Raw genomic sequence first — 13,993 nt, 5'->3', positions numbered from 1 at the left:
TACTAATACTCTTAATCTTCACGAGTTACACGCAACACTTCTTCAAGTGTGGTAATGCCAGCCATAACTTTATCAAACCCATCGCGGCGAATACTCGGTGTTATTTTACGAATATAGCGCTCAATGGCTTGTTCCGCTTTTCCGTTGTGAATTAACTCTCTAATTTCATCATCAACAAACAATAGCTCATGAATACCTGTGCGCCCTTTATAACCTTTATGGTTACACTCAGTACAACCTACAGCTCTATATATTGGCTTTTGATTATCAGGTGCTAATGATAAAATTTTAATCTCTTCATCATCAGGCAAATGACTTTCTCGACAGTGCGGGCATAATGTTCGTACTAATCGTTGTGCGAGAACCCCTAATAAACTGGAAGACAGAAGAAAAGGCTCTACTCCCATATCTTCCATTCTCGTGATTGCACCAGAGGCCGTATTTGTATGTAATGTAGACATTACCAAATGCCCAGTTAAACTCGCCTGTACCGCGATCTGAGCAGTTTCTAAATCACGAATTTCACCAACCATTACAACATCTGGGTCTTGACGAAGTATTGCTCGAAGTCCACGTGCAAATGTCATGTCTACTTTGGTATTAACTTGTGTTTGTCCAATACCTTCAATCGCAAATTCAATAGGATCTTCAACGGTTAGAACGTTACGTTCTTTGTGATCTATTTGACTGAGCCCTGCATATAACGTTGTACTTTTACCTGAACCTGTTGGTCCGGTGACTAATATAATACCGTGTGGTTTATCGATTAACTGAGAAAATAGATTACGATTATTTTCCGTCATACCTAAATCTTCTAAGTTTAGGCGGGCCGAATTTTTATCAAGTAAACGCAATACTACTCGCTCACCATGCCCTGTCGGCATGGTAGAAACACGAACATCAACGGCTCGCCCTGCGATACGCAATGAAATACGGCCATCTTGCGGAATACGCTTTTCTGCAATATCTAATTTAGCCATAACCTTAATACGTGAAACGAGTAATGACGCTAACTTACGGTTTGGACGTAAAATCTCACGTAATACTCCATCTACACGAAATCGAATTTGTAAGCTTTGCTCAAAGGTTTCAATATGGATATCTGAAGCATTTTCTTTAATGGCTTCACTTAACATTGCATTAATTAGCTTGATAATTGGCGCATCATCTTCGTTTTCAAGCAGATCTTCAGTTTCTGTCATTTCATCAGCAAGAGAATATAGATCAACTTCATTACCAATAGTTTCCATCATTTGTTGTGCTTCAGAAGAATCTCTTTGATAAGCCTCTGTCAGCATAAGCTCAAAATGCTCAGGCGTTTCAACTTGAATGGTGATTGGTTGTTTTACAATGCGACGTATTTCGCTTAACGCACTCACCGAAACAGATTGGATACAATGAACACAATAGCGATCATCCACTCGTTTAACTAAAATGCTGTGGCGCTTGGCAAAGCCAAAAGGTAAATAAACAATATCATCATCTAATGTGTTGATATGCGAAAGATCTTCATCCTCAGCAATGACTTGTTCATTTGATAACGCTTCACTTAATGGCGTTTTATTTAGTGACTGCTCGTTCATTATTTTTGGTCTTTTTTCTGGATAGCCTGCTCAGTCTTTTTCTGCTCGCTGTACTCGTCAAATGAAGGTGGTAATGAAAGCTCATCATTCCATTCAGGCAATAAAGGTAGCTTTTCATCATCCATTAACGATATGCCAGCATCAATTCTATTTAATTCTTGAGCACGAATGTAATTATATTTTTCTTTACTAATTTCATTCATCAATTTGCCATCACGAATAATGGTAGGTCGTAAAAAGACCATAAGATTACGTTTACGCTTAGTATTACTGGTTGATTTAAATAAGTGACCAATAATAGGAATATCGCCTAACAGTGGAACTTTTTGCTGGCTTTCCTGTACATCTTCATCAATTAAACCACCTAACACGATCGTTTGGCCATTATCCGCCATTACAGTAGTGGTTAACTTACGTTTATTAATTGACACGTCAACACCTGTGGCTCCACTTACCGAAGACACTTCTTGTTCAATGGTTAATTGCACTCCTGAACCTTCATTAACTCGTGGAGTCACTTTTAATTTAATACCCACTTCTTGACGTTCAACCGTTTGGAATGGATTACCATTATTACTTCCTGCAGTAGAACCGGTTAAAATAGGAATTTCTTGACCAACTAAAAATTCTGCTTCTTCATTATCGAGTGTCGTTATACTCGGTGTCGACAAAATATTTGAATTAGTATCGGAGCTTACCGCCTGAACAATTGCTCCCCAATCGCCTTTCATTAACCCGATCATGGTGCCATTTACTGTACCCAATAATTGCGCTAGTAAACTATAGTCGCCTTTAGTATCGTTTTGGTAAAAGCCTTCTTTGATTAAAACGTTATCGCTATTATATTCGGCGGGAACATAATCACCTTTAGTTGATTGTGCAGCTTCAGCAGCGGCAGCAATAGAACTTAGAGACGCTGGGCCGTTATTAAACTGAGTAAACCCACCATTTTCATTATAAAATTGAACGCCTAAATTAACACCATCGCCTTCAAATACTTCAACAATAATCGCTTCTACCAATACTTGCGCTCGACGAATATCTAATTGACGAATAACAGTTTCGAGTGAACGTAACATATCGGGTTGTGCTGTAATCACTAAGGTATTAGTCGACTCATGAGCATCGATACTAATATCTCTTGCATTATTACTACTACCTCGTTGCGCGACTTTACTAGTAGCTCCCTCTGCTTCAATTGAAGCACTAACGCCCTCAAGTACTTTGACTAAATCTTCTGCTTTAGCATATTTTAAATAATAAACGCGAGTATTACCGTTAGTTTCTAATTCACTATCAAGTCTTGAAACCAATTTCGAAATACGCTCTCTTGCTTGACGCTCACCACTAACGATAACGCTGTTGGTACGATCATCAGCAACAATTTTAGGAATAAGAAAAGTAGGTGTTGATGCGCCTTTACCTTGCCCTGACTGATTCATCGCTTCAATAATACGGACCATCTCTCCAGCAGAAGCATATTGTAATTTAATAATTTCAACATCTTGGTCCCCAGCTTTATCGACTCGTTTAATAATATTCACCAAACGATTAACACCCGCAGCAGTGCCAGTGATCATAATCACGTTAGCTGGGTCATAGTTAGTAACCGTACCTCCCCCAGCTTGATCCGATATTTGTCGTAATAATGGCGTTAACTCTCGAACAGTTACATTTTTTACTTCAACTACTCGGGTAACCATTTCATCTCCCATACCTGGATTTTCTTCTCCAACCACAGGAATAGATGACGACTTAGCGTCTTTTTTGCGCACGATTTTGATAATGTTATTTTCCATTTCAACTGCCGCAAAACCATACACTTCAAGCACATTCAAGAAAAACTGATAATATTGCTCTTCCGTTAATAAGTCATAACTTCTTACATTAACTTTGCCACGAACGTTAGGATCAACAATCATGGTTTTCTTTAAATTTTTACCAACAATATTGACAAATTCTTCTAAGTCGGTGCCTTTAAAGTTTGGAGAATATTGAGCTGCAGAAGCCGACGTAATTAAAACACTAGTGCTTAATGCAACCGTTGCTAACATGAATGCTAATTGTCGATACCAAGGCGCAGTTGCTGGTGTGCGCATGAAAAATTCCTTAAAACTAATTTATACTAAATAAGATCTCTGTCATATCGCCATCGCGATCAACAAGGAGTGAGACTTCCGATTGTTCTTGAAGTTCCTGTAATGCTTGTGCTGCATTACTGGGTACTGTTAAATCATAACCATTTATCTGCACGGCAACATCACCCGCTTTTAAACCTGACGCAGTAAAAAATTCACCATTTTTACCGGGCATTAAACTATAGCCAACAATATTTCCACCCTGACGTTTAGGACTAATTCTTAAATAGTCGATTATTTTTCCAGGGTTTTCATTTAAATCATCTTTTAATTGTTGAACACTTTCACTTAAACTTTCATTATCACGCTGATCAACAATATTGGGAGCGGTAAAACTCGATTGCGCAATAGTCGAAGGCGCTCGAGAACTTGACATCTTAGGTTGGCGTATATTGCTGCGGGTATTTTTATTATATTCAAAACCATCAAGCATTAAGGTTTCAAGCTTCCCATTAACTTTTATTAACACACGATCATTAAACACTTTAGATAACGTCGCCCTTGTGCCCGTTATTTGTTCATCAATACCATAGGTTTCTTGTTTACCATTATTTTCTATAATTGCCGCCGCAATATCACTATTATCACTTGCTACAGCACCCGTTAAGGTTAAATTTAATTTAGTTTCTGGTGCATCTTGAACTTCTTCAGGTTGAACTTTTATAGCCTGTGCTGATTTATTATATTCTCCAAACAAGTTCAACTGTTTAATTGCCGATAAATTTACAGAGGCCTGCTCTTGACCTTCAAAATTTGAAGCTACAAAGTTGACAGGCATAGAAGTTTCATTAGTATCAAATAATAACCACGTGGTCTTTGCCGCTAAAAAAGCAATATAGATGAGTAACAAGATACTTAGTATTTTTGCTAATTTTTGCTGCGGAACTTTTATTAGAATATTGTTCAATTCTGTCCAACTATTTGGAAACGGCATACTGCTCTTTACTATATATTTGAGAAAAGTTACTAAATCGTTATTGATAATACGTGAGCTAATGCAAGGCAACAAGATAACATCGTGATTTTTTACTTTTATTTACAAACTATGTTTATTTATGGCGAAAAAAATGACACTGTGATAACGTGCGCGACCGTATTAAATACGACTAATATGGCAAAATTATGAAACAAGATCAAAAATCTAAAACTAACGAAGCCATCCGTTTGGATAAATGGTTGTGGGCTGCCCGGTTTTATAAAACGCGAGCCATTGCCAAACAGATGATTGATGGCGGTAAAGTGTTTTATAATGGTCAGCGTACCAAGTCAGGTAAAGCGGTGGCTATTGGCGATAAAATTACACTACGCCAAGGCTTTGAACAAAAAGATGTAGAAGTTATTGCATTAGCGGATAAACGCAAAAATGCTACTTTTGCTAAAACGCTTTACCTTGAAACAAAACAAAGTATAGAAACAAGAGAAAAGAATAGCCTTGCTCGCAAGCAAGGTATTTTATTAAGTCCAGCAAGTGACGTTAAACCCGATAAAAAACAGCGCCGTCAAATTCGGCAACTAAAAGAAAGGATCTAATTTGTGAATCAGTCATTTGATGTATTAAACCGTTACTTATTTGATGATCTGCATGTACGTGGTGAGTTAGTGCAATTGAGCGAATCTTACCAAGCCATAATTGCTAACCATAATTATAGTGAAGGGGTTCGCCAATTATTGGGAGAGCTTCTAACTGCAACTTGCTTATTAACAGCCACGCTAAAAATTGAAGGTGAAATTACGGTTCAATTACAAGGTGATGGTCCAGTAGGTTATGCCGTCATCAATGGGGATCACCAACAAAAAATGCGAGGTATTGCTCGTGTTACTGAAAACACCGATGCTAAAGGCCTTAAAGCATTAATAGGCAAAGGAAACATGGTAATCACTATTAGACCTAAGCAAGGTGAACCATATCAAGGTATTGTTGCCTTAGAAAAAGACACGCTGGCGGAATGTGTTGCGCATTATTTTGAAGTATCAGAGCAGATACCTACTAAAATATGGTTATTCCATGACGGAGACTCACAAAAGGTAGCAGGGAGTTTGGTACAATTATTACCTGATGGTGATGATAAAGAGCAACAAATTAAAGACTTCGAACACTTGTGCCAATTAACGAATACAATTAAAGCTGAAGAAATATTTTCATTAGACGCTCAAACGTTACTTTACCGCTTATACCATCAAGAAAAAGTGAGAATGTTTGATCCGCAACTGGTGACATACCAATGTAGCTGTTCTGAAGAAAAGTGTTTAAGTGCCATTTCTCAAGTGGAAGCAAGTGAACTTACCAGCATTTTAGCTGAGCAAGGTTGCGTGAAAATGACCTGCGATTATTGCTTAACAGACTATAGCTTTGATGAGAAAGATTTAGCGCCATTTTTAACAAACAAAAAGCACTAAACCTAAAGCCTGTTGTTAATTGTTGAATCATCAACAGGCATACATTCTTCTTTTTACCATACTATAATCAGTTTCCAACCCAACGGATTGAATTTATTAAACTTTTATAACAACAGATATAATGTAATTAAAAATCTAACTTAAGCGGGCATTAATGGAGCATTACTACATTAAGGCCCTATCGACTTCGTTTTACAAACTATCCATAATTAGAAATGTACAACCACACCTGCAAAATAGCCGCTAAACTCAATATCAGTATAGAGATCGTTCAAATCATCCAATTCTAATTTAAGTGAGCGATAGCCTAGCGTTAGGTTTATGTCTATTGCCAGATTATCAACAAGTTCATAGCTTATCCCTGCTTGATAATCATAAAGGGTATGATCGGTAACTGATAAGAAATTACCTTCAGCAAAAAAGTTAAATCCCGTAAAAGGTAACCCTACGTTAGTACGTGCGTATAACATAGGTACAATTTCACTCGTTGAAATAACGCCTGAACCAGCATTCCCATTGATTTGACCTTCAACTGTTACTGAGCCATCAAAGTCACGCGCCGTAAAACCAAAATCAAAAGAGATAAGATCGTTATCAAAAAGCTCATAATACAAAGTGTAATCTACAAAGGTAACATCAAAATTTGCTGAGGCTTGGCTCGATGCATCAAACGTTTGATCTTTAAATTCAAATGGTGCATTTAATGTTATTGCGCCATCTGTTTCTAAAGAACTAGTCGCAATTTTTGCATTTGGTATAAACGGCAAAGGATGCTCTACGGCTAACGAGTAACTCATTTGTTGTTGATCAGCCAAATTAAAATCTAACTGTTCACTGCTACTGCCTAAATTACCTTTTGCCTGTTGGTCCCAAACGCTTGCACCTAAATAAACACCGATTACATCAGCAGTTACATTAGTACTACAACCTAATAACAAACATGTAACTAATATTGTTTTTTTCATTTATTTATCCTTGACTTAATAAGTCATTTAAATCGATTAATCCTGCATTCGCACGGGAAATATAATTAGCCATCACTAAAGAGTGATTAGCTAACATACCAAAACCTGAGCCATTTAATATCATTGGGCTCCAAACGGATTCTTGGCTTGCTTCTAGCTCTCGAATAATTTGTTGTAAACTAACACGCGCGTTTTTCTTTTCCAGCACATCGTTAAAGTCAATTTCAATAGCTTTTAGAAAATGTAGTAACGCCCATGTTGCACCACGCGATTCGTAAAAAATATCATCAATTTTCCACCAGCTAGTTTTTAATGCCAAGTTAGATTGGCTATAGGTTGACTGCGACGCAACATTATCGCCGGCTAAATCTACATTCAATTGTTCACGACCAACACTAGCACTTAAGCGCTGAGAATAACTACCTAAACGTTTGGTTACTTCATGCAACCAATCACGTAAATTATCGGCTCGAGCATAAAATTGTGCTGACTGATTATTAGGATCTGCTAGCTCTGCACGAAAGTCATACAAAGCTTTTATGGCTTTTTTATACTCACCTTCTGCACTAGGCATTGCCCAACTTTTACTATCAATATTAAATTGAGGCTGGGCTATTTGCAGATGTTTGTTTTCCATCGATTGTGATTGAGAGCGACTAAACTCTTGTCGCATAATTAACGACAAATCTCGCACCATTTCCAAAGCACCAAATTCCCATGATGGAATGTTATCGAGAAAAAATGATGGAGGTAGCGCATCGTTAGATAAATAACCACCGGGTTTATTCAATAACACTTCGCTAACATGAATTAAAGTGCTTGTTGTGGTGTAGCCAACAACGGGAGCAACATTATTTGCTTTAGCATCAGCAGCAGCTCTTGCTTTTACATCAAATTGTTCAGGCTCAAAACTCCAATAAACCCCAACAAAATATAAAATAACTATTAAGCCAAATAGTAGAGAAAAAATCAGTTTCGGGGAAAATTTAGTCGTCATAATATACTCCTAATGATGTTTATGGCCTTCATTTGAAGCCTTTTTAATACTTTGAATCGGTAAATTAATAGTTTGAGGCTCACCGTGAGAAAACAATAAGGTAACTGTTGCACTTTTATCTTCAACTAACGGTTCTGTTAAATTAAAAATCATTAAATGATAACCATAGGGCTGTAACTGCACTTCACTTTGCGCATCAATTACAAGACTTTCTCGTTTGCGCATACTCATCATACCATCATTCATTACATGCTCATGAATTTCAATACGATCACTAAAGTCACTAGTTGCACCAACTAAAGTCACTGAGGCATTACTGGTATTTTTTAAGGTCATATAAGCCGAAGACACATTAGTTCCAGGTATTGTTGCGCGAATATGTCCTTCGCTGACGGTTAATTGCTGTGCAAAAGCAGACAGGGCAGTGAATGAAAATAGAGATAATAATGTAAGTGTTTTAACTAATAGATTTTTCATTGACGCTATACTTCCTTAATAATTTTGTCTATTGTGTTACTGTCTTTATTTTAACTAAGCTATTGGAAAATGGATAACTTAATTCTCTCAAACGAAAAAAATAATGTTTTAACAATTACCCTTAATCGTTTCGACAAAAAAAATGCATTGAATACAGTAATGTATTCTGAACTTTGCCGATTATTTGAGTACGCAGAGCAAAACTCTGCTATTCATTGTCTACTTATTCAAGGTAATGAGCAATGTTTTTGCGCGGGTAATGACCTTGCTGATTTTTTACAACACGATGGTTCAGAAGAGTTTGTTGCCTTTAAATTTGTCAAACAACTTGCTGCATTTTCTAAACCTATTGTTGTTGCTATTGCAGGCCCTGCTGTTGGCATAGGCACTACCTTATTATTACATTCTGATATGGTTTTTAGTACTAACGATGCTAAGTTTAAACTGCCCTTTACGCAATTAGGCCTATGTCCAGAAGCAGCTTCAAGCTTATTGTTGCCTCTAAAAATGGGTCACAACAAAGCCTTTGAATTATTAGTATTAGGTAATACTTTCACTGGTCAACAAGCCTGTGATTATGGCATTGTCAATCATTGTTGTGAATCAAAAGTACTTTTATCTACCGCGCTAACCGCCGCTGAAAATATCGCAAAATTACCTGCAGATGCTGTACAAACAAGCCGTAAATTAATGAAAAAATCAACGCAAGCACAAGTAGAACAAGCGATGATTAATGAAGCTCAAGACTTTACGCGTTTAATGAATAGCGATACTTGTAAGAGCATATTAAGCGCTTTCTTTAAATAAAACTTTTACTTTCATTTAAACTATAAAGGTTGTTAATAAACGAATAATTAACAACCTTATCAACTCGCTTAACTCTTCTTTTTCAGCTCGTTCTTTTTATTTGGAACCTCTGCCACGATATTTTAATTAAGAACATTGCGGTGCCTTCTTGTCTTTATTACGAACAATTAGCCAGATAACACCTACTGCTAATAATATTGGCCAAAACACGCCAATCATCACCATAGCTAAAGAGCCTACAATCAATAACCCTAGAAAAATTATGGTGCCAAATACACTTAAAATAATGGCTAATGCCGCAAGTACTAACAAAACTACAACTAATGCAGAGATACTGATAGCTTTCAAAGGTTCAATAAGGTTATCGCCCATGTAAATATCAACATCAAAGAATTCAATCATGCTTATACCTAGCACATAAGTTAAGAATAACGTCGCAATAATTGCTAAAAATAATGATTTAATCAATGACATATCCATCCCCTTTGAAAGTATTTTCCGCTTAATGAATACACCTTTATCACTATCGAGTTGGCATTAATAATGCGGCGACAATGTAAGCAACCCCCGTTGCTACTGGAAACGTAATTAGTGCAAATATAGCGGCTATTCTCACACCAAGTCTTGGCAGCTCGTAATGCTTAGCTATTCCAGCACAAACGCCTGAAAGTTTTTTATACATACTGTCTTTAGCTAATGTTTTTTCAACTTTATATGTTTGTTGATATCTCATTTGATACTCCTTAATACAAAAACTAATCTATTTATTTGGCTGTTATTACTTACGTATACCGCCTATTTATAGATAGGCGGTAATACTCAACCCCTACCCATTAGCGACTTTTTTCTTTAATTCGTCTAATTCCAATTCAACATTTTCATCATCTTCAAGCGCTTTGAACTGGCTATCTAGATCATTATTTTTAGTTAAATCGTAAGCTTCCAATTCAGCTTCAACACGATCAATCTTTTGTTGATAACGTTCAAACTTACTTAACGCTTCGTCAATGTTATAAACATTTTCTCGTTCTCGTACTTTCAAGCGAACGTGTGCTGATTGTTGACGTAAAATTAATGCTTCTTGACGACGTTTTGCTTCAGTTAATTTTTCCTGAATACGCTGCCCGTCTTCCTGAACAGCAGTTAAAAACTCTTCTAGCGACTCTAGCTCTTTCGTTAAGAACTCAATTTCAGATACCGCTTTATGCTTTTCACTTAATGCCGCTTTAGCTAAGTCATCACGCGCTTTATTCACTGCACGCTCAGCCTTTTCTTGCCAATTAGCAGCACTGGTTTCCATCACACGAATTTGTCTTAATAACGATTTTTTTTCTGCTATATGTTTCGCTGCGGTTGAACGCACTTCAACCAGTGTTTCTTCCATTTCCGTGATAATCAGCTTAATCATTTTTTCTGGATGTTCCGCCTTATCTAACATGCTATTGATATTGGCATTGATAATGTCTGTAAATCTTGAAAACATACCCATAGTAATTCCCCTTAAGTTTTATTTCGTTTTTGTATTTTCAATGTTAGTTAAGTTGATGCTTGCGATTACTTGCTGTTTATCGCTCCATTGAGCTGCAGCTTGTTTTGCCATAGCCGTAATGTCGGCCTGATAAGATTGTTGCAACTTACTTTCTATTGACTGAGTAACTTGCTGTGTCTGTTTTTCCAATGCTTTATGTAATGAAGCATTTAAGTCTTCGGTATTAGCAAAAGCTGAAGTAGTTGCACCTAAACCGACTAACAGTGGAATAATGGCTAATATTTTATTTGCAATTTTCATCATCGATATCCTTGGTAAAGTAAAGTAGTAATTCATTTAATCATGAAGTTATCGTTACTATTACAAGTGACGTGCCAACAATAAAAAACATCGTAACCAACTGTTTATTAATAAAAATTTTAAAAAAGGTATTTTAGAATAAAATTAAGACATATTATGTCAGACCAAAATATGGTCTATTTGACTAAGAGGTTGGTTAAAATATTCACATTTAGATAAAGGGTGTACTGAAAAGAGAATTATTCAATGGGTAGCTTGTGATTTGCACCCCATTCGCTCCAAGAACCATCATAAATACTCACTGTATAATATCCTGAAATATCAGCAGCTAAAGCTAAAATACAAGCAGTTACACCTGAACCACATGACATAATTAATGATTGCTCTTTAGTTGCGTATTGCGATAAAAGCATTAATAACTCTTTTTTAGGTTTGAATAAGCCATGCTCAAATAAAATAGTAAAAGGTAGGTTTACTGAACTAGGAATATGCCCTTTGCGTACTCCTACACGCGGTTCATCAACTTTGCCATAAAACCTCTCGGCAGATCTAGCATCTAATATACGTACAGTATTTTTATCGATAGCATTAAATACATCTTCTTTACTGCTAAACATACTTTTCTGATAATGTGCATTAAAATTGCCTTTGGCATAACACACTTGGTTATTTGCTTTATCAGTGGGAAGCTTTAAAGTTAGCCATTGCGGTAGGCCCCCATCAAGTACATATACATTTTTATGACCCATCGCTTTAAACATCCACCAGGTTCTAGCGGCTGAAAATAAGCCAAGATCATCATAGGCAACAATAGTTGATTCATTATTGATACCTATATTTCTCGCTACTTGCTGAAAATTTTCTGGTGAAAGCATTGCATGTGGAGATGGGTTCTTATGATCAGAAAACTCTTGATTAATATCACATCGTCTGGCCCCTTTAATACAAACATCAGGCCATCTAGCATCAGGTAACATTTGGTCACCAATAGGTGGAATGCTTGCATCTAATACAATAAGGTTTTGATCATCAATAATGGATTGTAGCTGTGTGCAACTAACAAGAGGGGATGGAAATATTGACATAGTTTCATTGATCTTAAAAAATACTGATTAAACTATGCACGATTTCCTGAAATGAATAAAGCCAGAAATAAATAACTGCTTCGTTAGATTTTAATACTCACTTCGGAACTTATGCCTTCAAATTACCAATACAATCTTGCATGACACAACGCTCTTTTTCTTCATACCAACTAACCAAAACTGAAATAGCTAACAGTGTTATTGCAGGAGTAGTTAATAAAAAACCAATAGTCGTCAAACTTAACATCATTTCATCCCTTTTTTATCATTAATATAGTGGCATTGTCTCTACATATAACTACGTAGGTAGCTATATAGACGCATTAATGCTAACAAAGGTTGTGCCAACAGATGATGTTTTTTCTATCTATTTGATTTAAAGTAAAATTTAATTGTTCTATATATTATGTGATTTTTTAAACATGATAATTTACCAATAAAAAAATAGTTATATCGACCAATTATCAGTGAAATTAACAACTCTTTTTACTAAAACTCAGTTTAAGTAATAATTTAATAACTCACTTTAGCAAATGCGGCTTTCAACAGTTCGCTATTCGCCCCTGCTTTATTAGCATTTTCACTTAAAAAACGTCGAAATTGCTTCGCGCCTGCCAAGCCATTACATAAGCCCAACATATGACGAGCAACATGCCAAACTCTGCCGCCATTGGAAACATAACGATCGATATAGTCAGACATGGTTTCTATCACTTCTTCACGCGATAACACAGGCGTATTGTCACCCCACAATATTTGATCAGCTTCTGCTAATAGATAAGGGTTTTGATATACCTCTCTGCCAATCATTACTCCATCAACATGTTGCAAATGTGCTTGGCTTTGCTCAAAGGTCTTAATACCGCCATTAATTGAAATAGTCAGATTGTTAAAATCTTTTTTGATTTGATAAACCCGTTCATAATCAAGAGGTGGCACTTCACGGTTTTGCTTAGGACTTAAACCACTCAGCCATGCCTTTCTTGCATGAATAATAAAGTGCTGACAACCTGCTCGGGCTACTGTATCAATAAAGGTATGCAAAAACTCATAACTGTCTTGGTCATCAATACCAATACGTGACTTAACAGTTACGGGAATGTTCGTCGCACTTTGCATTTCACTCACACATTGTGCAACCAACTGAGGTTCACTCATTAAACAGGCACCAAAGCGACCATTTTGCACTCGATCGGACGGACACCCCACATTAATATTTATTTCGTCATAACCTTGTTGCTCAGCAATTTTGGCGCATTCAACCATAGCGTTAACATCACTACCACCAAGTTGTAACACTACGGGATGCTCTTCTTCGTTAAACGACAAGTAATCGCCTTTACCAAAAAGAATAGCGCCAGTGGTTACCATTTCGGTATACAGCACAGTACGTTTAGAAAGCACACGATAAAAATAACGTGCGTGGCGATCAGTCCAATCAAGCATGGGTGCAACGGAGAGTGCATGCATCCCTCTATTTACGGGAGTTTCAGATTTTATAACGCTTGTGGAGATTTCTTTATTCATTGATATATTATTCATAACTGCTCTAAATTTCCTAGAATTGCACTGAATTTATCTTTCAGTCACCCTGACTGGTAGGATTTTGAGCTTAAATTAAAATGCGATTATACCTGAGAAATAAATATAATGATCTTCCCCCGATTTTGTGGACCTCTAGCTTCCAGTTAAAAACTGGTTTTCATACTCATCAGGTGACACATGACCAAGGTGGCTATGCAATCGTTTTCGATT

General features: G+C 36.6%; 16 protein-coding genes. 3 read left to right on the top strand and 13 right to left on the bottom strand.

Annotated elements, in window-relative coordinates:
* Positions 1-11 precede the first annotated feature (11 nt).
* The 3 genes from gspE to gspC are packed head-to-tail and all read right to left on the bottom strand — an operon-like array spanning position 12 to position 4,655.
* Positions 12-1,583, bottom strand: a complete 1,572-nt coding sequence (gspE, locus tag IE155_RS15810) for a type II secretion system ATPase GspE (RefSeq protein ID WP_189379226.1) — start codon at positions 1,581-1,583, stop codon at positions 12-14.
* Positions 1,583-3,682, bottom strand: a complete 2,100-nt coding sequence (gene gspD, locus IE155_RS15805) for a type II secretion system secretin GspD (RefSeq protein WP_189379225.1) — start codon at positions 3,680-3,682, stop codon at positions 1,583-1,585. Before gspD ends, gspE begins: the two co-directional genes overlap by 1 nt.
* 16 nt (positions 3,683-3,698) lie before the next feature.
* A complete protein-coding gene (gene gspC, locus IE155_RS15800) occupies positions 3,699-4,655 on the bottom strand; it encodes a type II secretion system protein GspC (RefSeq protein WP_189379224.1) in 957 nt (318 codons plus the stop codon).
* A gap of 188 nt (positions 4,656-4,843) precedes the next feature.
* On the opposite strand from gspC, the gene IE155_RS15795 reads away from it, so the two are divergent.
* Complete coding sequence (locus tag IE155_RS15795; RefSeq protein ID WP_189379223.1) at positions 4,844-5,251, top strand: S4 domain-containing protein; 408 nt, start codon at positions 4,844-4,846, stop codon at positions 5,249-5,251.
* Between the two features lie 3 nt (positions 5,252-5,254).
* Positions 5,255-6,118 (top strand): Hsp33 family molecular chaperone HslO, encoded by an 864-nt coding sequence (gene hslO, locus IE155_RS15790; RefSeq protein ID WP_189379222.1) that lies wholly within the window; start codon positions 5,255-5,257, stop codon positions 6,116-6,118.
* 209 nt (positions 6,119-6,327) lie between these two features.
* Here the strand turns inward: hslO and IE155_RS15785 are convergent, their stop codons facing one another.
* From IE155_RS15785 to IE155_RS15775, 3 genes are read right to left on the bottom strand one after another with little or no spacing between them, the layout of a single operon-like run.
* A complete protein-coding gene (locus tag IE155_RS15785; protein WP_189379221.1) occupies positions 6,328-7,083 on the bottom strand; it encodes a TIGR04219 family outer membrane beta-barrel protein in 756 nt (251 codons plus the stop codon).
* A gap of 4 nt (positions 7,084-7,087) precedes the next feature.
* A complete protein-coding gene (locus tag IE155_RS15780) occupies positions 7,088-8,080 on the bottom strand; it encodes a DUF2333 family protein (RefSeq protein ID WP_189379220.1) in 993 nt (330 codons plus the stop codon).
* 9 nt (positions 8,081-8,089) lie between these two features.
* A complete protein-coding gene (locus IE155_RS15775) occupies positions 8,090-8,557 on the bottom strand; it encodes a copper chaperone PCu(A)C (RefSeq protein ID WP_189379219.1) in 468 nt (155 codons plus the stop codon).
* 69 nt (positions 8,558-8,626) lie between these two features.
* Between IE155_RS15775 and IE155_RS15770 the strand changes: the two genes are divergently transcribed.
* Complete coding sequence (locus tag IE155_RS15770; protein ID WP_189379218.1) at positions 8,627-9,364, top strand: enoyl-CoA hydratase-related protein; 738 nt, start codon at positions 8,627-8,629, stop codon at positions 9,362-9,364.
* 126 nt (positions 9,365-9,490) lie between these two features.
* Here IE155_RS15770 and IE155_RS15765 read toward each other — a convergent pair whose 3' ends face one another.
* From IE155_RS15765 to dusA, 7 genes are all read right to left on the bottom strand, one after another.
* Positions 9,491-9,838, bottom strand: a complete 348-nt coding sequence (locus IE155_RS15765; RefSeq protein WP_189379217.1) for a hypothetical protein — start codon at positions 9,836-9,838, stop codon at positions 9,491-9,493.
* Positions 9,839-9,887: 49 nt separating this feature from the next.
* Positions 9,888-10,097 (bottom strand): PspC domain-containing protein, encoded by a 210-nt coding sequence (locus tag IE155_RS15760; RefSeq protein WP_189379216.1) that lies wholly within the window; start codon positions 10,095-10,097, stop codon positions 9,888-9,890.
* 93 nt (positions 10,098-10,190) lie between these two features.
* The gene (gene pspA / locus IE155_RS15755; RefSeq protein WP_189379215.1) at positions 10,191-10,853 is read right to left on the bottom strand and encodes a phage shock protein PspA; all 663 of its coding nucleotides are present in this window, start codon (positions 10,851-10,853) and stop codon (positions 10,191-10,193) included.
* Between the two features lie 18 nt (positions 10,854-10,871).
* Entirely contained in the window at positions 10,872-11,156 is a 285-nt protein-coding gene (locus tag IE155_RS15750; protein ID WP_189379214.1) for a hypothetical protein, read from the bottom strand.
* A 236-nt stretch (positions 11,157-11,392) separates the two neighbouring features.
* A complete protein-coding gene (locus IE155_RS15745) occupies positions 11,393-12,238 on the bottom strand; it encodes a sulfurtransferase (protein WP_189379213.1) in 846 nt (281 codons plus the stop codon).
* Between the two features lie 109 nt (positions 12,239-12,347).
* The gene (locus IE155_RS15740) at positions 12,348-12,488 is read right to left on the bottom strand and encodes a hypothetical protein (protein WP_189379212.1); all 141 of its coding nucleotides are present in this window, start codon (positions 12,486-12,488) and stop codon (positions 12,348-12,350) included.
* 263 nt (positions 12,489-12,751) lie between these two features.
* A complete protein-coding gene (dusA, locus tag IE155_RS15735) occupies positions 12,752-13,708 on the bottom strand; it encodes a tRNA dihydrouridine(20/20a) synthase DusA (protein WP_229817402.1) in 957 nt (318 codons plus the stop codon).
* Positions 13,709-13,993 lie beyond the last annotated feature (285 nt).

Source organism: Thalassotalea profundi (assembly GCF_014653195.1).
GTDB classification, from domain to species: Bacteria; Pseudomonadota; Gammaproteobacteria; order Enterobacterales; family Alteromonadaceae; genus Thalassotalea_B; species Thalassotalea_B profundi.
This window is presented reverse-complemented; position numbering and strand designations above follow the sequence as displayed.